Origin of the sequence: Streptomyces vinaceus (genome assembly GCF_008704935.1) — a bacterium.
GTDB classification, from domain to species: Bacteria; Actinomycetota; Actinomycetes; order Streptomycetales; family Streptomycetaceae; genus Streptomyces; species Streptomyces vinaceus.
This window is the reverse complement of sequence record NZ_CP023692.1, coordinates 4044675-4064762: the sequence shown is the minus strand read 5'-3', so window position 1 is coordinate 4064762 and position 20088 is coordinate 4044675. Positions and strand designations below refer to the sequence as shown.

Below are 20088 nucleotides of genomic sequence, written 5' to 3'. Positions count from 1 at the left end.
TGCACAGCCATGACCTGTAGAAGAGAGGGCCGGTTGTACGCGTGCTTATTACATTCTTATCTCGCGAGGTCGTCAGTCCTCGTGGCGCCGCTTTCCGTCCAGTTCGTCCCACCACTCGTCGGACTTCGGGTCCCCCGAGGGGTCGTCCCACCAGCGGTCGTCGGGGCCGCGCCGGTTCGCGATCATCGCGGCGACCGGCGGGATGACCATGGCGACCACGCACAGGGCCACGGCCGCCTCGACCGAGAACAGCCGCACGAAGGACCAGGCGGATACGAAGAGGAAGATGCATCCGCCCATGAGGACGAAGTAGACGCGGCGCCGCCGGGCGTACATGCCTCCAGGGTAGGGCCGGAGGGGGACACCGCGCAGGGTCGCGACGGCACGAAGGGCCGCACCCCGTTCCAGTGGCGTCCAACCCCCTGGGGTGCGGCCCTTCGGCCGGTCATGTCAGGCGTGCGGTGCTCAGACCGCGATCGCCACGTCCGTCACGCCGCCGGCCTCGGCCACGACCACGGCGCGGTCCGCCTGGGCGCCGGGAACCAGCGCGCGCAGGGTCCACGAACCGGTCGCCGCGTAGAAGCGGAACTGGCCGGTCGCCGACGTCGGGACCTCGGCCGTGAACTCGCCGGTCGAGTCGAGCAGGCGCACGTACCCGCTGACGGGCTCGCCGTCCTTGGTCACCTGGCCCTGGATGGCGGTCTCACCGGGCTTGAGCGTGGCGAGGTCGGGCCCGCCGATCTGTGCTCCACACATGTTTCTCTGTCCTGTCCTGGAGAGGTCGTACGGTCTACGGGGCGGGCGTCGCGTACCCGGCGGGACTACTTGTTGGCGCCGAGCTCGATCGGCACGCCGACCAGGGAGCCGTACTCGGTCCAGGAGCCGTCGTAGTTCTTGACGTTCTCCTGGCCCAGGAGCTCGTGCAGCACGAACCAGGTCAGCGCGGAGCGCTCACCGATGCGGCAGTACGCGATGGTGTCCTTCGCCAGGTCGACCTGCTCGGCCTGGTAGAGGGCCGTGAGCTCCTCGTCGGACTTGAACGTGCCGTCGTCGTTGGCGTTCTTCGACCACGGGATGTTGCGGGCGCTCGGCACGTGGCCGGGGCGCTGCGACTGCTCCTGCGGGAGGTGCGCCGGGGCGAGCAGCTTGCCGGAGAACTCGTCGGGCGAGCGGACGTCGACCAGGTTCTGGACGCCGATCGCGGCCACGACGTCGTCGCGGAACGCGCGGATCGAGGCGTCCTGCGGCTGGGCCTTGTACTGGGTGGCCGGGCGGTTGGGGACCTCGGTGCCGTCGACCAGGTCGCGGGAGTCGAGCTCCCACTTCTTGCGGCCGCCGTCGAGGAGGCGGACGTCCCGGTGGCCGTACAGCTTGAAGTACCAGTAGGCGTAGGACGCGAACCAGTTGTTGTTGCCGCCGTAGAGGACGACCGTGTCCTCGTTGGAGATGCCCTTGGCGGAGAGGAGCTTCTCGAAGCCCTCCTGGTCCACGAAGTCGCGGCGGACCGGGTCCTGGAGGTCCTGCTTCCAGTCGATCCGGACGGCGTTGGTGATGTGGTTCTTGTCGTAGGCGGACGTGTCCTCGTCCACCTCGACGATGACGACGTCGGCGTCGTTCAGGTGGGCCTCGACCCAGTCGGCGTCTACGAGGACGTCGCTGCGGCTCATGGTGGTCTCCTCCGGGGCAGTGTGCGGCGGGATCTGCGGGTACTCCTGGTGCGTACCGCTGCTGGCGGCTTCCTCGGGCCCTACGCGGGGAGGCGTCGGTGGGCAGGAGGGTGCGGCTGCGGTGCGGTCACGCGTGAAGGACGGTCGTCCGGCTGATGGAGCGGAAGCGCTCACAGGTCACATGGATCGACAGAGCATGGCGGCGACGCGACACAGGTCTACTGCCCGTCGCTTCGTGAGGTCCGCCTGCTGATGCTTCATAGCCATGGATCGTAGGGACGAATCGGCCGCCCTGTCACCGGTGTGTCATATTCCGAGACAGGATCGTCCGTATGGTGGGACGCAGATGCTCCCGGGCCGCTGCCGGACCGCCTCCGGGGGCCTTCGGGCGGTCCTTCCATCTGAGGATCGGACCGCAGCGTCTCACGATCCGGCCAGCACCACGTCCGTACCGCTCAGAGTGAGGTGCACACCGGATTCGTCCGAGGTCAGCGCGGTCAGCTTGAGCCCGGACGGCAGGCCGGCGTCGAGCCGGCGGTCGAAGTCCGTCTTCTTGCGGACCGCGCCCTCGATCCCGGGCAGCCCCTCGCCCGGCACGTCGTCGGCGCGGACGCGGACCATCTTCCCGCCGCCGGGGGCGTCCACGAGGGTGACGGTCGACACCACGCTGGGGGCCAGCTTCCGGCCGAGGAACTCCAGGGCCGCCGTGACCTTCACCTTGCCGGGCGCGCCGCCGTAGGTGACCGTCACGCCGGTCTGCGAGGCCTCGGTCAGGTCCTTGTACGTGACGAGGGCCGTGCCCTCGGCGTGCTTCGCCGTGCCCCCGCTGTAGTCCCCGTTCAGCTTCACGCCGCGGAAGCCGGCGTCGAGCTGCGAGAGCCGCGTCCTGCGGCCGTCCGAGACGGCCTCCACACCGGTGAGCTTCACGTCGACGCGGTCGAGGTCGTGGCTGAGCGCCTGGGTCAGGAACGGGAACCCGTGGATGTCCACTTCCGTGGACCCCGCGAGCCCCTGGCGCGCCTGGATGCGGCCGGCCAGCCGGTTCTCGGCGTAGTTCACCGCCCAGCGGTCGACGCCGGCGAACAGCGCCCCCAGCACCACAGCGATGATCACGATGACGCGCAGGAACCGCACGTGCCCCTCCCCCTGTCGACCGACTGGTACGTGCGTTCTAGTGGAACACGATCGGCGTACGGGAGCCGTCAGGCCCGGATCCCGGGCATGGCGCCCGGGCCGGGCCTGACGGCTGAAGGCCTGCGGGGGCGGCGTCAGCCCACCACCCGGCCGATCAGGTAGACGGCCGGGGCGGCGGCCGCCAGCGGCAGCGCGACACCGGCCGTCATGTGCACGAACTTGGACGGGTAGTCGTACGCGGCCACCCGCAGCCCGACCAGCGCGCACACCCCGGCGGCCAGGCCGACCAGCGCCCCGCCGACCCCTACCGGGGTCAGCCCGCCCACGGCGATGCCGGCTCCGGTGGCGGCGGCCAGCGAGACGCCCACGGAGACCGGGGTCGGCAGCGGCAGCGCGCGCGTGAAGACGGCCACGGCGACGGCCGCGGCGCCCACGCTCACGGCGGCGGAGTCGGCGGCCAGGTAGCCGGCGCAGACGATGGCGAGCGCGGCGGAGGCCACGGAGGCCATCAGCCCGTACATCCGCTCGTCGGGGTCGGCGTGGCTGCGCAGCTGGAGGACGAGGGTGAGCAGGACCCAGGCACCGAGGGTGCCGATGATCGCGCCGGGGCCGTAGGTGTCGTCCACGGCGAGCACGGCCGCGTCGGCGACGAGGGCTCCGAGGAAGGCGAGGGCGATGCCCTGGCGGGCGGGCCACATGCCGTTGAGCCGGAACCAGCCGGCCGCGGTGAGCCCCTGGAGGACGATCAGCGGTCCGAGGAGCACGAGCTCCCCGACCGCGGCGGCGCCGGCCAGCAGCAGCCCGAGCGCGGCGGTCAGTATGGCCGGCTGCGGCCCGGGGTCGATGATCGGCGACCGCCCCTCGGCGCGGGCCTGGGCCGGATCGACGGCCCGCAGGGTGTTCCCGCCGACGGTGGGCGGGGAGTACGCGGGCTCCTCGCCGTCGGCGCCGGCGACAGCGGCGGTCGCAGCGGCGGCGGCCGGCTCCCCGGAACCGGGGCCGGGGTACGCGGTGTCCGCCGCGGCCGGGCCGGGGTACGGCGGCAGGAAGGCGGTCTGCTCGGCGGCGCCCTGCGGGGCGGCGGCCTGCGGCGGGAGGTAGGCGGTCTGCTCCGCGGCGGAACCCTCGGCCCAGGCGTCACGGGAGCCGGCGCCCGCCTCGTCCCGGAACCACCCGTCGGGAGCGACGGCCTGCGCCTGCGGCTCGGCCTCGCCGGGGCCCGGGTAGGGCGGCAGGTACGCGGTCTCGGCCGCGGCGGCGGCGCCGGAACCCGGGTAGACCGGCCCGGCGGGCTGCTGCCCGCCCGCGGCGGAACCCGGGTACGGCGGAGCGGCCGCGGCCTGCTGCCCGGCGTCGCCGGGGCCGGGGTACGGCGGCAGGTACGCCGTCTCGGCGGCGTCGGCCGCCGGGGCCGCGGTCTGGGGCGGGAGGTAGGCCGTCCGCTCCGCGGCGGAGCCGTCGGACCAGACCGCGCCACCCGGTGCCCAGCCCGTGGCGGGCGGTTCCTCCCGGACGCCGGCCGCCTCGTCGCGGAACCAGCCCTCGGGAGCCGCGGGCTGCTGCTGCGGCGGCTGGTACGCGGACTGCTCGGGGGCGGCGGCCTCAGAGCGGTGCCGGCCCTGCGCCTGCGGCCGCGCGGCCGGGGCCTCGTCGCGGAACCAGCCCTCCGGGGCCACCGGCTGGCCCGGCAGCGCGCCCGGCGGCGGCTGCGCGGGCTGCACCTGATGCACCGGCTGGTAGCCGGTCTCCCACGTGTCCGACTGCCAGGTCTGGGTCCCGTAGGGGTCCGGCTCCTGACGTGGCTGCTGCTGGTGCTGGTGGTTCTGCTGGTTCTGCTGTTCCTCGGGAGTGCTCATCGGTTTCCGCTCACCCGCCCGCGAACGGCGGGAGCACCTCTACGGTGCCCCCCTCGGTCAGCGGTACGGCATCGTGCGGGCGCTTGCCCACGGGCTCTTCGTTCACGAGGAAGGAGCAGCGCTGCAGGACCCGGGTCAGCTCACCGGGGTGGCGTTCCCGTACGGCGTCGAGCGCCTCGGCCAGTGTCCGCGCCGAGTACGGCTCCTCCGCCGTCTTGGCCGCGGCCTTGGCCGCCGCCCAGTAGCGGATGGTTCCGGTTGCCACTGCAGCTCCTATCGTCGGCTCTCTACCGTCGGCCTCCATGATGACGCCTCCGGCCCCCGGATCCGGCGTGCCTCCGCGCGCCCCGCATGCGCCCGGGCAGCCTCCCGTACGTCCACCGATCCGGTGAAACCGGGGCATACGCTGGTCGTAAGGGTGGCAGGAACCACAGAAGCGGAGCAGCCGACCCCGGGCCACGCGGCGACGGGTGGGCTATTCTGCTGGCGAGAGGATCCGGGCAACGTTGCCCCCGGGTCCTTTTGTGCTTTCAGCACGTTGAACGGACCGAGAACACCGGTGGCCGTCCGGACCTCAGGGCGCGGGGACCGACGGGCACCACCACGCACCACGTACGAAGCAGTACCGCGAAAGTCCTCGACGGGACCGAGGAGGAACCGACGTGATGGACCAGCGAACCGTGCACGAACGCCTGACCTGGGCAGGGGCAGGTGGTCGGGCATGAGCTCCCTCCTGCTGCTGACCAATGCCCTCCAGCCGTCCACCGAGGTGCTGCCCGCCCTCGGCCTGCTGCTGCACAGCGTGCGGGTGGCCCCCGCCGAGGGCCCGGCCCTCGTGGACACCCCCGGCGCGGACGTCATCCTCGTCGACGGCCGCCGCGACCTGCCGCAGGTGCGCTCGCTCTGCCAGCTGCTGCGCTCCACCGGACCCGGCTGTCCGCTCATCCTCGTCGTCACCGAGGGCGGTCTCGCGGCCGTCACCGCCGACTGGGGCATCGACGACGTCCTCCTCGACACGGCGGGCCCGGCCGAGGTCGAGGCGCGGCTGCGCCTGGCCACCGGCCGCCAGCAGCTCGGCTCCGACGACTCCCCGATGGAGATCCGCAACGGCGACCTCTCGGTCGACGAGGCGACGTACTCGGCGAAGCTGAAGGGGCGGGTCCTCGACCTCACCTTCAAGGAGTTCGAGCTGCTCAAGTACCTCGCGCAGCACCCGGGCCGGGTCTTCACGCGCGCGCAGCTGCTCCAGGAGGTCTGGGGGTACGACTACTTCGGCGGCACCCGGACCGTGGACGTCCACGTACGGCGGCTGCGCGCGAAGCTGGGCCCCGAGCACGAGTCGCTGATCGGTACGGTCCGCAACGTCGGCTACCGCTTCGTCACGCCGGAGAAGGTCGAGCGGGCGGCCGCGGAGGCGGCGGCCCAGGCGGCCGCCAAGGCTTCGGCCCAGGCGGCGGCCGGCGTCCCCCGTATGGAGGAACCTCCTGTGATCGCCCAGTCGGCAGGACGGCCTGCCCAGAGGTAGGTCACCCCGCGTAGACTCCCGAGCGTGGCCAAGGTGACGCGGGATGACGTTGCACGACTTGCGGGTACGTCTACCGCCGTCGTGAGCTACGTCATCAACAACGGACCCCGGCCGGTCGCCCCGGCCACGCGCGAGCGTGTACTCGCCGCGATCAAGGAGCTGGGCTACCGCCCGGACCGGGTCGCGCAGGCGATGGCGTCACGGCGCACCGACCTCATAGGCATGATCGTCCCCGACGCGCGCCAGCCGTTCTTCGCGGAGATGGCGCACGCGGTCGAGCAGGCAGCCGCGGAGCGCGGAAAGATGGTCCTGGTCGGGAACTCCGACTACCGGGACGAGCGCGAGGTGCACTACCTGCGGGCCTTCCTCGGGATGCGGGTCTCGGGCCTGATCCTGGTCAGCCAGGGCATGAGCGAGCGCGCGGCTTCGGAGATCGAGGCGTGGGACGCGCGCGTCGTCCTGCTCCACGAGCGCCCGGAGGCCATCGACGACGTCGCGGTCGTCACGGACGACATCGGCGGCGCGCAGCTCGCCACCCGGCACCTGCTGGAGCACGGGCACGAGTACGTGGCCTGCATCGGCGGGGTGGAGAACACCCCGTCGGTCGGAGACCCGGTCGCCGACCACGTGGAGGGCTGGCGCCGGGCGATGCAGGAGTCCGGGCGCTCGGTCGAGGGCCGCCTCTTCGAGGCCCCGTACAACCGCTACGACGCGTACCGCGTGGCGCTGGAGGTCCTCTCCGGCCCGGACCGCCCGCCGGCGATCTTCTGTGCGACGGACGACCAGGCCATCGGCGTGCTGCGCGCGGCGCGCGAACTGCGCATCGACGTCCCCGGCGAGCTGGCCGTGGCCGGGTTCGACGACGTCAAGGAGGCGGCCCTGACGGACCCGCCGCTGACGACGATCGCCTCGGACCGCCCGGCGATGGCCCGCGCGGCCGTGGACCTCGTACTGGACGACGCCCTGCGCGTGGCCGGCTCCCGCCGCGAACGCCTGAAGCAGTTCCCGTCGGCCCTGGTGATCCGCCGCTCCTGCGGCTGCCGCTGAGCCGTACACCGGCCCGGGCCCCGGCCCGCGCGGAGCTGGGTTTATATCGGGCATACGCGGTTCTGTCGGGCTTCTCAGGGTGGACTCAGGAAGCTCTCATGATCCGCGGACACAGTCAGAGACATGACCGAGAGCTTCCGCCGCGACGGCGAGTACCCGCAGGAGAACCGCCCGACCCAGAGCGCCGGTTTCGGGGAGTACCCGCCGCCGCCCGCCTACCCGCCGCCGGCCTCGGCGCCCGGGTGGCACGAAGCCCACCGGCCGCCGGTCGAGCCGGCGCCCGTCGAGGGGCCCGCGCACGCGGCCCGGGCCAAGCGGCCCGTCGCGCTGCTCGCGGCCGTGGCGCTGGCCGCCGCCGTGATCGGGGGCGGCACCGCCGCCGGGGTGCAGCAGCTGCTGGCCGGCCAGGACCGCAGCGGTGGCGGCATCAACGGCACCAACGTCTCGCAGTCCAGCACCGGCACCGTCTCCGGGGTCGCCGAGCAGGTCAGCCCCTCCGTCCTGCGGATCGACACCCGTACCGGCTCCGGTCAGGGCACCGGCTCCGGCGTCGTGGTCACCGCGGACGGCGAGATCGTCACGAACAACCACGTCGTCGACGGCGCCACCGAGATCCAGGTGACGATGAGCGACGGCAAGAAGTACACGGCCAAGACGGTCGGCACCGACCCCGACAAGGACCTCGCCCTCATCAAGCTCCAAGGAGCGAGTGGCCTCAAGCCGGCCAAGCTGGGCAACTCCGACCACCTCAAGGTCGGCGACCAGGTCGTGGCCATCGGCTCCCCCGACCGCCTCACCGGCACGGTCACCAGCGGCATCGTCTCCGCCCTGGACCGCGAGGTGAACGTGCCCAAGTCCGAGCAGCAGTCCCCCCAACGCCAGCGCGGCGGTGGCGGCAGCTGGCCGTTCTCCTACGACGGCCAGCAGTTCAACGGGAACACCGGGTCCAACACGACCTCGTACAAGGCCATCCAGACGGACGCCTCCCTCAACCCGGGCAACTCCGGCGGCGCCCTCGTCAACATGAACGGCGAGATCGTGGGCATGCCCTCCGCGATCTACTCCCCCTCCAGCGACAGCTCCAGCGCCGGCAGCGTCGGCCTCGGCTTCGCCATCCCGGTGAACACGATCAAGGCCGACCTGGACGCCCTCCGCAAGGGCGGCCCCGGAGGCACCGGCGGCGGCAACAGCGACGGCAACAGCGGCAACGGCTCCGGCATCGGCGGCTTCGGGACGTCCTTCTGAACGACCCCCGGCTCCCGTGCGAGCCTGGTACGACCGACCACGACCACCACCCCTGGGGGACCGAAGATGAATCCGGCCGAAGGCGACCCGCACCGCATCCTCGTCGTCGACGACGAGCCGGCCGTGCGGGAGGCCCTGCGCCGCAGCCTCGCCTTCGAGGGGTACGACGTACAGACCGCCGTCGACGGACTCGACGCGCTGGAGAAGGCGGCGGCGTACGAGCCGGGCCTGATCGTCCTCGACATCCAGATGCCCCGGATGGACGGCCTCACGGCGGCCCGCCGGCTGCGCGCCTCCGGCAGCACCACCCCGATCCTGATGCTCACCGCCCGCGACACCGTCGGCGACCGCGTCACCGGCCTCGACGCGGGCGCCGACGACTACCTCGTCAAGCCGTTCGAGCTCGACGAGCTCTTCGCCCGCGTCCGCGCCCTGCTGCGCCGCAGCGCGTACGCGGGCGGGCGCGCCGGGGGAGACGGGGCCGCCGCCGACACGGACACCCTCGCCTTCGCCGATCTGCGCATGGACCTCGCGACCCGCGAGGTCACCCGCTCCGGGCGCCAGGTCGAGCTGACCCGTACCGAGTTCACGCTGCTGGAGATGTTCCTCGCGCACCCGCGCCAGGTCCTGACCCGCGAGCAGATCCTCAAGACCGTCTGGGGCTTCGACTTCGAACCCAGCTCCAACTCCCTGGACGTGTACGTCATGTACCTGCGCCGCAAGACCGAGGCCGGGGGCGAGCCGCGCCTGGTGCACACCGTGCGCGGGGTGGGCTACGTCCTGCGCCTCGCCGGGGCGGGCGACTCCGGAGGGCCCGAGTGAGCCCGTCGGCCAGATTCCGCGCGCTCCCGCTGCGCTCCCGCATCGCCCTGCTGGTGGCCACGGCGGTGGCCGTGGCCGTGGCCACCGTCTCCGCGGTGTCGTGGGTGATGGTGCGGGCCCAGCTGGGCAACCAGCTGAACCAGTCCCTGATGTCCACCAACCCCACCGCGCAGGTGCTGGAGCGGCTGCGCCAGGGCTGCCCGGCCCGCCCGCCGGCCCAGGCCCAGCAGGACATCGCCGAGAACCTGAACGCCACGGTCCAGATCGTCACCGTGGACGGCGGCCACTGCTGGGTGAGCGGGCAGACCGGCCTGCCGGTGACCGATACGGACAAGCAGGTCGCGGCGGGCCGCAAGCCCAAGGCGCTGCACGACGCGACGACCGACACCGGCGTCGCGATGCGCGTCTACACCTTCGCGGCCCAGACCCAGCCCGGCGGCCCGGTCTTCGCCGTCTCGGTGGCGCGGCCGCTCGCCGACATCGACAAACCGCTGTCCACGCTGGCCTGGGTGCTGTTCCTGGTGGCCGGCGTCGGCGTGGCCGGGGCGGGCGTCGCCGGCCTGTGGGTGGCCCGTACGGGGCTGCGGCCGGTCGACGAGCTGACGGGCGCCGTCGAGCACATCGCCCGCACCGAGGACCTGACCGTACGGATCCCCGACGAGGGCGACGACGAGATCGCCCGGCTGTCGCGGTCCTTCAACTCCATGACGGCGGCCCTCGCCTCCTCCCAGGAGCGCCAGGCCCAGCTGATCGCGGACGCCGGGCACGAGCTGCGCACCCCGCTGACCTCCCTGCGCACCAACATCGAACTGCTCGCGCGCAGCGAGGAGACCGGGCGGGCCATCCCGCCCGAGGACCGCAGGGAGCTGCTGGCCTCGGTCAAGGCGCAGATGACGGAGCTGGCGGCGCTGATCGGCGACCTCCAGGAGCTGTCCCGTCCGGACGCGGCCCCGCCCGCCAGGCTGGAGGTGGTGGCGCTGCACGAGATCGCGCAGAGCGCGCTGTCGCGGGCCCGGCTGCGCGGCCCCGAGCTGCACTTCACCGACGAGATCGCGCCCTGGTACGTACGGGGCGAGGCGGCGGCGCTGGAGCGGGCGGTGGTCAACGTCCTCGACAACGCGGTGAAGTTCAGCCCGCCGGGCGGCACGGTCGAGGTCGCACTGCGCGCGGGCGAGCTGACCGTACGCGATCACGGGCCGGGCATCCCGGCGGAGGACCTTCCGCACGTGTTCGAGCGGTTCTGGCGCTCCTCCTCGGCCCGCGCCCTGCCCGGCAGCGGTCTGGGCCTGTCGATCGTGGACCGTACGGTGCGCCGCGCGGGCGGCAGCGTCGAGCTGCGGGCGGCTCCGGGCGGCGGCCCGGGCACGGAGGCGGTGCTCCGCATCCCGGGCGCCCCGGCGCCGCCGCCGGAGCAGCCGTCAGTTGTGCCGTACGAGTGAGGCGACGAGCCCGGAGCGGGTGTTGGGGAAGTCCATCGGGACGATCCCGAGCCCGGTCCGGCCGGCCAGCTCCCCGCCGTCGACGAACGCGTGCACCTGCGGGTTGAGCCGGTCGGAGTTCCAGCGCGGCGGCATGTAGGCGGCGGTGCTGACGTAGTTCACGAACAGCTTGCCGGGCTGCTGGACGGCCTTGCGGAACTGGTTCTCGATCCGGCCGCGCTTGGCGAAGGGCTCGGTGTTGTAGTCGTCCTGGATGTCGAAGACGTTGCCGTCGCCGTAGCGCAGGCCCGGCAGGCCGCCGTTGTCGGCGAGCAGGACCACCTTGCCGCGGGCCTGGCCGAGGGTGGGCAGGGAGTCGGCGATGTGGAACAGGGGCCGCCAGCCGCGGTGGTCCAGGTAGTCGTCGAAGACGGCGCGGAAGGTGGCGTCGCTCTCCTCGGAATACTCCTGTTTGACGCGCATCAGCACGGTCTCGGAGGGGTGCGCGGCGAGGAAGTTCCAGCAGGCGACGAGGACGTCCCCGAACATCAGGTCCTGGAAGAACGCCGCGTGGTGGATGGCGAAGGAGCCGCCGGTGACGCGGCAGCGGACGTCCAGGAAGCGGATCCCGGAGTCGAGCTGCTGGGCGATCGAGGTGTTCTGGCAGGCGACGTAGAGCCCGCCCTTGGTGGCGCCCGAGTCGTGGGTGCCGGGGATGGTCATCCGCTGGAGGGCGGTCGCGTCGCCGAGTCCGGCCATCCAGTCCTGCGTGCCGAGCGTACGGGCCGAGGCCGGTCCCGCCGCTCCGAGTCCCACGGCGGCCGCCGCTCCCGCCGCCACCGCCCCGACCATGAATGCCCGACGATCCAGTGCCATGCCCGCCCCTTTGCCGACCCGGTGATGGACGCCGGCCCGTGCCGGCTGGTGCCCCCGGGATTCTGGCGTGCGGGACGCGCCATTACTACCCTTCGGTAGCCCCTAGCTTTCGAGCAACTCGGCCATGGCGCGCAGACCTTGGGCGAGCTCCCGGCCCGTCGGCGCCTGCTCCGGGTCGGTCAGCGCCTGCACCATCACCCCGCTCAGCAGGGCGATGTGCACCGACCCGAGGGCCCGTACGTCCTCTTCCGTGACCGCGTCCTCGGGAACTCCGCGCAGCTGCGCGGCCACCATGCGCCGGGCCTGGCGCTGGTTCTGGGCGAGGGTGGCGAGCAGCTCGGGCGCGGACTGGGCGTGGACGAAGGCCTCGACGGAGGCCATCCAGAGCCAGCGCATGTCGCCGAAGTCGCGGATCTTGCGGTCCCAGGTGTCGGCGTAGCGCTCCGCGGTGGTGGCGCCCTGGCCGGCGAGGCGGCCGGAGCCGGCGGCCCACTCGTCCATGGCGGCGAAGAGGGCGAGGTTGAGCAGTGCCTCGCGCGAGCCGAAGTGGTAGCCGATCGCGGCCATGGAGACCTTCGAGGCCGCGGCGATGTCGCGCACGGTCGTGCGCAGATAGCCCTTCTCCTCCAGGCAGCGGCGCGCTCCGGCCAGCAGGTCCTCGCGATTTCCCATGCCGGGATCGTATCCGCGACGGAATTTGGGCAAGCGCGCAAGACGTGCGTATTGCGCGCTTGCCCAAATCCTGGCAGGCTCGTCCGCGTACCGCACCGTCACGCATGACTCACAGGGGAGGGCCACGCCATGCGCCACACACTGACGATCGACGGCCGCACACTGTCGTACCTGGACTTCGGCGGCGCGGGCCGCCCGCTGCTCGCCCTGCACGGGGGCATGTCCGAGGGCCTCGCCTTCGCGGGCCTCGCCGACGCCCTCGGCGGGGCCTGGCGGGTCATCGCCCCCGACCAGCGCGGCCACGGCGACTCCGACCGGGCCGCCGACTACGGCCGCGCGGGCTACCTCTCGGACGCCGTCGCCCTCCTCGACCACCTCGGCCTGGACGCCCCCGTGGCCGTCCTCGGCTACTCCCTCGGCGGATTCAACGCCTACCACCTGGCGGCCGCCCACCCTGAGCGGGTCTCGGCCCTCGTCGACGTGGACGCCACCGTGGAGATCGACCCCGATACGGCGGGAGGGCTCTTCGGCTTCCTGAAGGACATGCGCTACTGCGCGCCCACCCGCGAGGAACTCCTCGCCGCGGCCGGGCCGGTGGGCTCCCCGTTCGTCGAACAGGCGCTGCGCCCGCTCCCCGACGGCGGCTGGCGGCTGCCGTTCCACCCGCAGGACATGATCGACTCCGCCGAGGCCTGCCGCGGCGACCACTGGGACGCCTGGCTCGGGAGCAGCTGCCCGGCGCTGCTGATCCACGGCACCCGCAGCCAGACGCTCCCGCAGAAGACGGCCGACGCGATGGTCGCTCGCCGGCCGGGGACCTCGTACAGGGCTGTGGACGGGGACCACTTCCTGCCGTTCACCCACCCCGCGGAGTTCCACGAGGCCGTCCGCGCGTTCCTCGCGGGCCTCTGACGCTCCGCTCCGGCACGGGGGTCCGGGGCGGACACGCCGAAGGGGCGGCGGGCCGGGAAGGCCCACCGCCCCTCCGGGCGTGTCAGGTGCCGGTCGAAACCGAGCCGGTGTCAGCGCGCGTCAGCGCCTGTCAGCGCCTGTCAGCGGGTGTTACTTGACGACCGTGATGCGGTCCGCCGCCGGCGGGGCGATCGGGGCCGCCTGCGTCGACTTCGCCAGGTAGGCGTTGAAGGCCTCCAGGTCGGGCACGCCGACCAGCTTGTTCTTGTGCTCCTTCAGGACGGTGAAACCGTCACCGCCGCCCGCGAGGAACTCGTTCATCGCGACCCGGTAGGTCTTGGCGGGGTCGATCGCCGCGCCGTTCAGCTTCACCGAGTCCACGACGATGCGGTCCGCGCCCGTCTTCGTCATGTCCAGGGTGTACGTGAAGCCCTTCGAGACCTGCAGGATCTTCGGGCTGGCGCCGTTGACCGGGCCGCTGACCTGCTGCTGGAGCGCGGTGATCAGCTGCGCGCCCGTCAGGTCCACCACATTCATCAGGTTGTTGAACGGCTGGACCGTGTAGGACTCGCCGTACGTCACGACGCCGTCGCCCTCGTCACCCGCGGCCTTGTAGGCCAGGTCGGCGCGGATGCCGCCCGGGTTCATGATGGCCAGCTGCGCGCCGCCCTTGGCGGCCGGGGCCGTGGCCTCCAGCTGCGCGTCGGCGATCAGGTCGCCGAGCGGCTTCTCCGGGGCCTCGGAGCCGCGGCCCGCGATGTCCGCCGAGATGTAGCCCTGCGGGGCGCTCGCGACCGGGGCGGCGAGCGTGTTCCAGCGGGTGATCAGCTCGGTCATGTCCGGAGCCTTGGGCTGGTTCCGGGAGACGATCTTGTTGACCGGCTTCGGCGCGAGGGCCGCGGTGCGGACGATGTCCTTGGTCTGGCGGTCGTACGTGAGCGTGGTGTCCGTGAACAGGCGGCCGTACGAGGCGGCCGAGGTCACCATGCGCGGGTTGCCCGCCGGGTCCGGGATGTTGCAGGCGTACGCCTGGTGCGTGTGACCGGTCACCAGGGCGTCGACCTTCGGGTCCACGTTCTTGGCGATGTCCACGATCGCGCCCGAGATGCCGGCGCCGGCGCCCGGGGCGTCGCAGTCGTAGTTGTAGGCGCCGTTGGCGGGCAGGCCGCCCTCGTGGATCAGCGCGACGATCGACTTGACGCCCTGCTTGTTCAGCTCGGCGGCGTACTTGTTGATCGTCTCGACCTCGTCGCCGAACTTCAGGCCCTTGACCCCGTCGGCGGTCACGACGTCCGGCGTGCCCTCCAGGGTGACGCCGATGAAGCCGATCTTCACGTCCCCCTTCTGCCAGATGAAGGTCGGGTTCAGCATCGGACGCTTGGTCTTCTCGTCCGTGACGTTCGCCGCGAGGTACTTGAACTCGGCGCCCGTGAACTCCTTGCCGGGCTCGAAGCAGCCGTCGACCGGGTGGCAGCCGCCGTAGGACATGCGGCGCAGCTCGGCCTTGCCCTCGTCGAACTCGTGGTTGCCGACGCTGCTGACGTCGAGCTTCAGCTTGTTCAGCGCCTCGACGGTGGGCTCGTCGTGGAAGAGACCCGACAGCATCGGGCTGCCGCCGATCATGTCGCCGGCCGCGGCCGTGACGGAGTACTCGTGACCCTTGCGGGCCTCGCGCAGGCTGGTGGCCAGGTACTCGACGCCACCGGCGGGTATCGCCTTGGTGGTGCCGTCCGCCTGACGCTCGCTCACGGTGCCCGAAGAGCCCTGCGGGGGCTCCAGCGTGCCGTGGAAGTCGTTGAACGACAGCATCTGCACATCGACGGTGCGGCTCTTGGCCGCACCGCCACCACTCGCGGCACCGGCCGGCAGTGCGGCCGCGACCATCGCTGCGGCACCCGCCGTGACGGCGATGGCGGCGAAGGTCAACCGGCGGTTTCGGCGGTGCCGTTGTGGCGTCGCTGACATTTAGTCCCCTTTTGGACAGCGGTGAATCTCGGGAGGTCGGCGGCAGCCTATGGTCAACGCGCGTAGCACGACAGGGGGTACGGGTGTCGGACTGGTTACACGTAGAAGACGGCTCACCGGCGTTCGCCTGCACGCACACCACCGCCGGTGCCTCCCTCGGTCGTAGGCTCGACGCATGACTGACGACGCAGCAGCGGCCCTGGAGCCGGGACGCCAGATTCAGACCCTCGACGAGCTGACGGAGGAACAGGCCGAATCCGTGCTCGCCCTCATCGAGGACGCGGCCCGTACGGACGGCACCACCGCCGTGTCCGAGCAGGGCCGCCTCCAGCTGCGCGGCGGGCGCCGCGAGGGGATCCGGCACTTCCTGCTCACCGAGAAGGGCCGGCTCGCCGGGTACGGACAACTGGAGGACACCGATCCGGTGGAGGCCCCCGCCGCCGAGCTCGTCGTCCACCCCGCGCTGCGCGGGCGCGGGCACGGACGGGCGCTCGGCTCGGCCCTGCTGGCCGCCTCGGGCAAGCGGATCCGGGTGTGGGCGCACGGCGGCAAGTCGGCCGCCCGCCACCTCGCGCAGGTGCTCGGCCTCACCCTCTTCCGCGAGCTGCGCCAGCTGCGCCGCCCGCTGGGCGCGGACGGGCCGGCGCTGCCCGAGGCGGCGCTGCCGTCCGGTGTGACCGTACGGACCTTCGTGCCCGGCCAGGACGACGCGGCCTGGCTCGCGGTGAACTCGGCCGCCTTCGCCCACCACCCCGAGCAGGGCTCCCTGACGCAGCGGGACTTGAACGACCGGATCGCGCAGCCCTGGTTCGACCCCAAGGGCTTCTTCCTCGCCGAGCGGGACGGGGAGCTGATCGGCTTCCACTGGACGAAGGTGCACGCCGAGGAGCGGCTCGGGGAGGTCTACGTGCTCGGCGTCCGCCCCGGCGCCCAGGGCGGCGGGCTCGGCAAGGCCCTCACCTCGATCGGCCTGCGCCACCTCGCGGAGGCGGGCCTGCCCACCGCGATGCTGTACGTGGACGCCGACAATACGGCGGCCCTGGCCGTGTACGAGGGCCTCGGCTTCAGCACCCACGAGGTGGACCTGATGTACCGCACGGAAAGCTGACGCCCGCCCGCGGAGGGCGGACGGAAGGCGGCCGCAGGGCCGGCGGAGGTCCCGCCGGACCGGCACGGAGAGCGAGGGCCTGCCCACGGACAGGCCTCGCGCTCCGGGCGCGCGCCTGGGGCACAGGGGACGCGCCGGTGCATTCCGGGCGCGGAAAAGACGGAGAAGACGTACTCGTGCACCACCCGGAGCCTGGAAGCCATACGCCATTCACCGGACCTTCATGCACGCTTGCGACTCTCCCCGCATGCAGCCCCGACTCCGACTGACGGGAACCCCGTCCGACGCGCCTGTCCTGCCCCCTGCGCGGAACAATGGAGTCATGAGCCCCAAGCCCAGCGCAGGCCCCACCGAGGTCCCCGCCCAGCAGCCGTCTCACTCGTCCGCCGAAGCCTCCCGGACCGCCTCCGGGCCCGCGGCCAAACCCGCGCGGATCGGCTCCATAGCCGCGCACCGCCCGCACTCCGGCATGGAGCCCGGCCTCGCGCCCGATCTCGACGCCGACCTGGACGGTTACGACGACAAGGACGGCGACGAGCTCCCCCCGGGGCGCTTCCTCGACCGCGAGCGCAGCTGGCTGGCCTTCAACGAGCGGGTCCTGGAGCTGGCCGAGGACCCGGCGACCCCGCTCCTGGAGCGCGCCAACTTCCTGGCGATCTTCGCGAGCAACCTCGACGAGTTCTTCATGGTCCGCGTCGCCGGCCTCAAGCGGCGCATCGCGACCGGCGTCGCCACCCGTTCGGCCTCGGGCCTCCAGCCCCGCGAGGTGCTGGACCTGATCTGGACCCGCTCGCGCGAGCTCATGGCCCGCCACGCCGCCTGCTTCCAGCAGGACATCTCCCCGCAGCTCGCCGAAGAGGGCATCCACCTCATCCGCTGGCCGGACCTCACCGAGAAGGAGCAGGCCCGCCTCTTCACGCTGTTCCGGAACCAGATCTTCCCGGTGCTCACCCCGCTGGCCGTGGACCCCGCGCACCCCTTCCCGTACATCTCCGGGCTCTCGCTCAACCTCGCGGTCGTCGTCCGCAACCCCGTCAGCGGCCACCGCCACTTCGCGCGGGTCAAGGTCCCGCCGCTGCTCTCACGCTTCCTGGAGGCCTCCCCGCAGCGCTACGTCCCGCTGGAGGACGTCATCGCCGCGCACCTGGAGGAGCTCTTCCCCGGCATGGAGGTCCTCGACCACCACATGTTCCGGGTGACCCGCAACGAGGACCTGGAGGTCGAGGAGGACGACGCGGAGAACCTGCTCCAGGCCCTGGAGAAGGAGCTCATGCGGCGCCGCTTCGGCCCGCCGGTGCGCCTGGAGGTCGAGGAGTCCATCGACCCCGCCGTCCTGGACCTCCTCGTCCAGGAGCTGAACGTCTCCGCCGCCGAGGTCTACCCGCTGCCCGGCCCGCTGGACCTCACCGGCCTCTTCGGCATCGCCTCCCTGGACCGGCCCGAGCTCAAGTACCCCAAGTTCGTCGCCGGCACCCACCGCGACCTCGCCGAGGTCGAGTCCGCGTCCGCGCCCGACATCTTCGCCGCGCTGCGCGAGCGGGACGTGCTGCTGCACCACCCGTACGACTCCTTCTCCACCTCGGTGCAGGCCTTCCTGGAGCAGGCCGCCGCCGACCCGGACGTCCTCGCGATCAAGCAGACGCTGTACCGGACCTCCGGCGACTCCCCGATCGTGGACGCCCTGATCGACGCCGCCGAATCCGGCAAGCAGGTCCTCGTACTCGTCGAGATCAAGGCCCGCTTCGACGAGCAGGCCAACATCAAGTGGGCCCGCAAGCTGGAGGAGTCCGGCTGCCACGTCGTGTACGGCCTGGTGGGCCTCAAGACCCACTGCAAGCTCTCCCTCGTGGTCCGCCAAGAGGGCGACACGCTGCGCCGCTACTCCCACGTCGGCACCGGCAACTACCACCCCAAGACGGCCCGCCTCTACGAGGACCTCGGCCTGCTCACCGCGGACCCGCAGGTCGGCGCGGACCTCTCGGACCTCTTCAACCGGCTGTCCGGCTACTCGCGCCGCGAGACCTACCGCCGCCTGCTGGTGGCCCCGCGCTCGCTGCGCGACGGCCTGATCTCGCGGATCGACAAGGAAGCCGCCCACCACCGGGCCGGCCGGCCCGCGTACGTGCGCCTCAAGATGAACTCGATCGTCGACGAGGCGCTCATCGACTCGCTCTACCGGGCCTCCCAGGCGGGAGTGCCCGTCGACATCTGGGTCCGCGGCATCTGCGCCGTGCGCCCCGGGGTCCCCGGGCTCTCGGACAACATCCGGGTCCGCTCGATCCTCGGCCGCTTCCTGGAACACTCCCGGGTCTTCGCCTTCGGCAACGGCGGCGAACCCGAGGTGTGGATCGGCAGCGCCGACATGATGCACCGCAACCTCGACCGCCGTATCGAGGCACTGGTCAGGGTCGCCGACCCGGCCCACCGCGCGGCTCTGGACCGGATGCTGGAGACCGGCATGTCCGACTCCACCTCCTCCTGGCACCTGGGCCCGGACGGCGAATGGACCCGGCACAGCACGGACCACGAAGGCCAGCCGCTGCGGCACGTTCAGGAGATGCTCATAGACGCCCGGAGGCGCCGGCGTGGCTCTGCCAAACCATGACCTGACAGCGCGTGGAGAGGGCTCCGCGGGGGACGTGCTCGGCACGTACCTGCGGGCCCAGGCCACGGCCTTCCTGCGCGCCCTGCGCCTCCACGAGGAGTGGGGGTCCCCCCGGACGGAGTCCGGGGCAGGGGCCGACGCCGCGGAGGGCAGTGGTGCGGCGCGCAGCCTGCGGGGGGCTGCGCGCCGGATCAGCGGGTCCCTGTCCACCTTCCGGGCGGTGACCGAGTCCTCCTGGGCCGACGGGCTGCGCACCGAGCTGGTGTGGCTGTCCTCGACCCTGGCGGACGAGCACGCGTACGCCGCCCGGCTGACCCGGCTGCTGGACGCGCTGCACCGGCTGTCGGGCTCCCCCGAGGTGCCCGCGCCCCGGGGCGCCGCGGGCGCGCTCACGGTGGGCTCGGCGCGCGCCGGGGCCCTGCTGGAGCGCCAGCTCACGCTGGCCCGGACCCGCGCCCACTCGGCGACGCTCCAGGCGCTGGGCTCCTCCCGCTTCCACGCGGTCGCGGACGCCGTGGCCGTACTGGCCTCCGAGGTGCCGCTGGACCCGGTCGCGGCCCGGGGGCGGGTGGACGAGGTCCTGGTCCCGCTGGCGGAGGTGGCCCACACCCGGCTGGCCGCGGCCGTCTCGGCGCTCCCGCACGCCTCCGAGTCCCAGCCGTACAACGCCGAGCACGACGGCTCCTGGCACGAGGTGCGCCGGCTGCTGCGGGTGCACCGCTACGCCCGGGAGGCCCTGGGCGAGGACGTGGCCCGGCTGGCGGCGGCCGGCGAGGCCCTGGACCGCCACCGCGACGCCTCGGAGGCCGCGGCCGCCTCGGCGACGGCGGCCCGCACCCCGCGGATCGCCCCGGCGACGGCGTACGCCCTGGGCGTGCTCCACGCCGACCAGCGCCACGAGGTGGAGGCGGCCCGCTTCACGTTCCAGGACCTGTGGCAGCCGGTGACGGCGGCCGCTCCGTAACCACCAGGCCCCCCGACCGAAAAGAATCAGCCACCCGGGGCCGGTCACATAACGGTAACGAAGGGACAACGGCGGATGACACTCCGGAGCAAACCAGCCCATCCACACCAGGCCGTCCGCCACGGTTCACCATCCGTTCACTTGGCCCGGTCGGCCGCTTCACCTGATCTGCCTAATTTCAGTGGTGCACGGAGCGCGTCGTCCACCGGATCGAATGACACGCCGTGCATCCGACGTAGTCCTCTTCGCACGCCGCCCCGATCCAGAAAGCG

19 protein-coding genes are annotated in these 20088 nt (G+C 72.5%); 9 read left to right on the top strand and 10 right to left on the bottom strand.

Annotated elements, in window-relative coordinates:
- Positions 1-72 precede the first annotated feature (72 nt).
- The 7 genes from CP980_RS18275 to CP980_RS18250 all read right to left on the bottom strand — a co-directional run bounded on the left by CP980_RS18275 (position 73) and on the right by CP980_RS18250 (position 4922).
- On the bottom strand, positions 73-408 hold the full coding sequence (locus tag CP980_RS18275; RefSeq protein ID WP_373312964.1) for a DUF3099 domain-containing protein: 336 nt from the start codon (positions 406-408) through the stop codon (positions 73-75).
- 57 nt (positions 409-465) lie between these two features.
- On the bottom strand, positions 466-756 hold the full coding sequence (locus CP980_RS18270) for a DUF1416 domain-containing protein (RefSeq protein ID WP_030030422.1): 291 nt from the start codon (positions 754-756) through the stop codon (positions 466-468).
- Between the two features lie 65 nt (positions 757-821).
- Entirely contained in the window at positions 822-1667 is an 846-nt protein-coding gene (locus CP980_RS18265) for a sulfurtransferase (RefSeq protein ID WP_150528624.1), read from the bottom strand.
- Between the two features lie 177 nt (positions 1668-1844).
- Entirely contained in the window at positions 1845-1928 is an 84-nt protein-coding gene (locus CP980_RS36745) for a putative leader peptide (protein ID WP_350206375.1), read from the bottom strand.
- A 162-nt stretch (positions 1929-2090) separates the two neighbouring features.
- A complete protein-coding gene (locus CP980_RS18260) occupies positions 2091-2801 on the bottom strand; it encodes an LmeA family phospholipid-binding protein (RefSeq protein WP_099891115.1) in 711 nt (236 codons plus the stop codon).
- 134 nt (positions 2802-2935) lie between these two features.
- On the bottom strand, positions 2936-4657 hold the full coding sequence (locus tag CP980_RS35580; RefSeq protein WP_167535849.1) for a hypothetical protein: 1722 nt from the start codon (positions 4655-4657) through the stop codon (positions 2936-2938).
- 10 nt (positions 4658-4667) lie between these two features.
- Complete coding sequence (locus CP980_RS18250) at positions 4668-4922, bottom strand: MoaD/ThiS family protein (RefSeq protein WP_030157092.1); 255 nt, start codon at positions 4920-4922, stop codon at positions 4668-4670.
- A gap of 456 nt (positions 4923-5378) precedes the next feature.
- On the opposite strand from CP980_RS18250, the gene CP980_RS18245 reads away from it, so the two are divergent.
- The 5 genes from CP980_RS18245 to CP980_RS18225 all read left to right on the top strand — a co-directional run bounded on the left by CP980_RS18245 (position 5379) and on the right by CP980_RS18225 (position 10735).
- Positions 5379-6182 (top strand): response regulator transcription factor, encoded by an 804-nt coding sequence (locus CP980_RS18245; RefSeq protein WP_099891113.1) that lies wholly within the window; start codon positions 5379-5381, stop codon positions 6180-6182.
- Positions 6183-6206: 24 nt separating this feature from the next.
- Positions 6207-7229 (top strand): LacI family DNA-binding transcriptional regulator, encoded by a 1023-nt coding sequence (locus CP980_RS18240; protein ID WP_099891111.1) that lies wholly within the window; start codon positions 6207-6209, stop codon positions 7227-7229.
- 123 nt (positions 7230-7352) lie between these two features.
- Positions 7353-8474 (top strand): S1C family serine protease, encoded by a 1122-nt coding sequence (locus CP980_RS18235; protein ID WP_150528623.1) that lies wholly within the window; start codon positions 7353-7355, stop codon positions 8472-8474.
- A 66-nt stretch (positions 8475-8540) separates the two neighbouring features.
- Positions 8541-9296 carry a response regulator transcription factor gene (locus CP980_RS18230; RefSeq protein WP_099891107.1) on the top strand — a complete coding sequence of 252 codons (756 nt, stop codon included), beginning with the start codon at positions 8541-8543 and terminating at the stop codon, positions 9294-9296.
- Complete coding sequence (locus CP980_RS18225) at positions 9293-10735, top strand: sensor histidine kinase (RefSeq protein ID WP_132757854.1); 1443 nt, start codon at positions 9293-9295, stop codon at positions 10733-10735. Before CP980_RS18230 ends, CP980_RS18225 begins: the two co-directional genes overlap by 4 nt.
- On the opposite strand, the gene CP980_RS18220 is transcribed toward CP980_RS18225, so the two are convergent.
- Together CP980_RS18220 and CP980_RS18215 are read right to left on the bottom strand one after the other, a co-directional pair.
- On the bottom strand, positions 10715-11590 hold the full coding sequence (locus tag CP980_RS18220) for a phosphatidylinositol-specific phospholipase C (RefSeq protein WP_150528622.1): 876 nt from the start codon (positions 11588-11590) through the stop codon (positions 10715-10717). The genes CP980_RS18225 and CP980_RS18220 overlap by 21 nt on opposite strands.
- A gap of 102 nt (positions 11591-11692) precedes the next feature.
- Complete coding sequence (locus CP980_RS18215) at positions 11693-12262, bottom strand: TetR family transcriptional regulator (protein ID WP_132757858.1); 570 nt, start codon at positions 12260-12262, stop codon at positions 11693-11695.
- A 129-nt stretch (positions 12263-12391) separates the two neighbouring features.
- Here CP980_RS18215 and CP980_RS18210 point away from each other — a divergent pair, with 129 nt between their 5' ends.
- The gene (locus CP980_RS18210) at positions 12392-13174 is read left to right on the top strand and encodes an alpha/beta fold hydrolase (RefSeq protein WP_150528621.1); all 783 of its coding nucleotides are present in this window, start codon (positions 12392-12394) and stop codon (positions 13172-13174) included.
- Positions 13175-13324: 150 nt separating this feature from the next.
- Here CP980_RS18210 and CP980_RS18205 read toward each other — a convergent pair whose 3' ends face one another.
- Positions 13325-15139 carry a bifunctional metallophosphatase/5'-nucleotidase gene (locus tag CP980_RS18205; RefSeq protein WP_150528620.1) on the bottom strand — a complete coding sequence of 605 codons (1815 nt, stop codon included), beginning with the start codon at positions 15137-15139 and terminating at the stop codon, positions 13325-13327.
- A 175-nt stretch (positions 15140-15314) separates the two neighbouring features.
- On the opposite strand from CP980_RS18205, the gene mshD reads away from it, so the two are divergent.
- The 3 genes from mshD (at position 15315) to CP980_RS18190 (ending at position 19816) form a co-directional block, all read left to right on the top strand.
- Complete coding sequence (gene mshD, locus CP980_RS18200) at positions 15315-16247, top strand: mycothiol synthase (RefSeq protein WP_132757864.1); 933 nt, start codon at positions 15315-15317, stop codon at positions 16245-16247.
- Between the two features lie 322 nt (positions 16248-16569).
- Positions 16570-18852, top strand: a complete 2283-nt coding sequence (locus CP980_RS18195; RefSeq protein ID WP_189999038.1) for an RNA degradosome polyphosphate kinase — start codon at positions 16570-16572, stop codon at positions 18850-18852.
- Positions 18833-19816 carry a CHAD domain-containing protein gene (locus tag CP980_RS18190; protein ID WP_150528619.1) on the top strand — a complete coding sequence of 328 codons (984 nt, stop codon included), beginning with the start codon at positions 18833-18835 and terminating at the stop codon, positions 19814-19816. The genes CP980_RS18195 and CP980_RS18190 overlap by 20 nt, the downstream gene beginning before the upstream one ends.
- Positions 19817-20088: the final 272 nt, after the last annotated feature.

What these genes read in the sequence shown, in the direction of transcription:
- CP980_RS18265 (WP_150528624.1), bottom strand. Translation starts at nt 1,667, where the DNA reads ATGAGCCGCAGCGACGTCCTCGTAGACGCCGACTGGGTCGAGGCCCAC.
- CP980_RS18215 (WP_132757858.1), bottom strand. Translation starts at nt 12,262, where the DNA reads ATGGGAAATCGCGAGGACCTGCTGGCCGGAGCGCGCCGCTGCCTGGAG.
- CP980_RS36745 (WP_350206375.1), bottom strand. Translation starts at nt 1,928, where the DNA reads ATGAAGCATCAGCAGGCGGACCTCACGAAGCGACGGGCAGTAGACCTG.
- CP980_RS35580 (WP_167535849.1), bottom strand. Translation starts at nt 4,657, where the DNA reads ATGAGCACTCCCGAGGAACAGCAGAACCAGCAGAACCACCAGCACCAG.
- mshD (WP_132757864.1), top strand. Translation starts at nt 15,315, where the DNA reads ATGACTGACGACGCAGCAGCGGCCCTGGAGCCGGGACGCCAGATTCAG.
- CP980_RS18245 (WP_099891113.1), top strand. Translation starts at nt 5,379, where the DNA reads ATGAGCTCCCTCCTGCTGCTGACCAATGCCCTCCAGCCGTCCACCGAG.
- CP980_RS18230 (WP_099891107.1), top strand. Translation starts at nt 8,541, where the DNA reads ATGAATCCGGCCGAAGGCGACCCGCACCGCATCCTCGTCGTCGACGAC.
- CP980_RS18210 (WP_150528621.1), top strand. Translation starts at nt 12,392, where the DNA reads ATGCGCCACACACTGACGATCGACGGCCGCACACTGTCGTACCTGGAC.
- CP980_RS18205 (WP_150528620.1), bottom strand. Translation starts at nt 15,139, where the DNA reads ATGTCAGCGACGCCACAACGGCACCGCCGAAACCGCCGGTTGACCTTC.
- CP980_RS18235 (WP_150528623.1), top strand. Translation starts at nt 7,353, where the DNA reads ATGACCGAGAGCTTCCGCCGCGACGGCGAGTACCCGCAGGAGAACCGC.
- CP980_RS18270 (WP_030030422.1), bottom strand. Translation starts at nt 756, where the DNA reads ATGTGTGGAGCACAGATCGGCGGGCCCGACCTCGCCACGCTCAAGCCC.
- CP980_RS18195 (WP_189999038.1), top strand. Translation starts at nt 16,570, where the DNA reads ATGAGCCCCAAGCCCAGCGCAGGCCCCACCGAGGTCCCCGCCCAGCAG.
- CP980_RS18220 (WP_150528622.1), bottom strand. Translation starts at nt 11,590, where the DNA reads ATGGCACTGGATCGTCGGGCATTCATGGTCGGGGCGGTGGCGGCGGGA.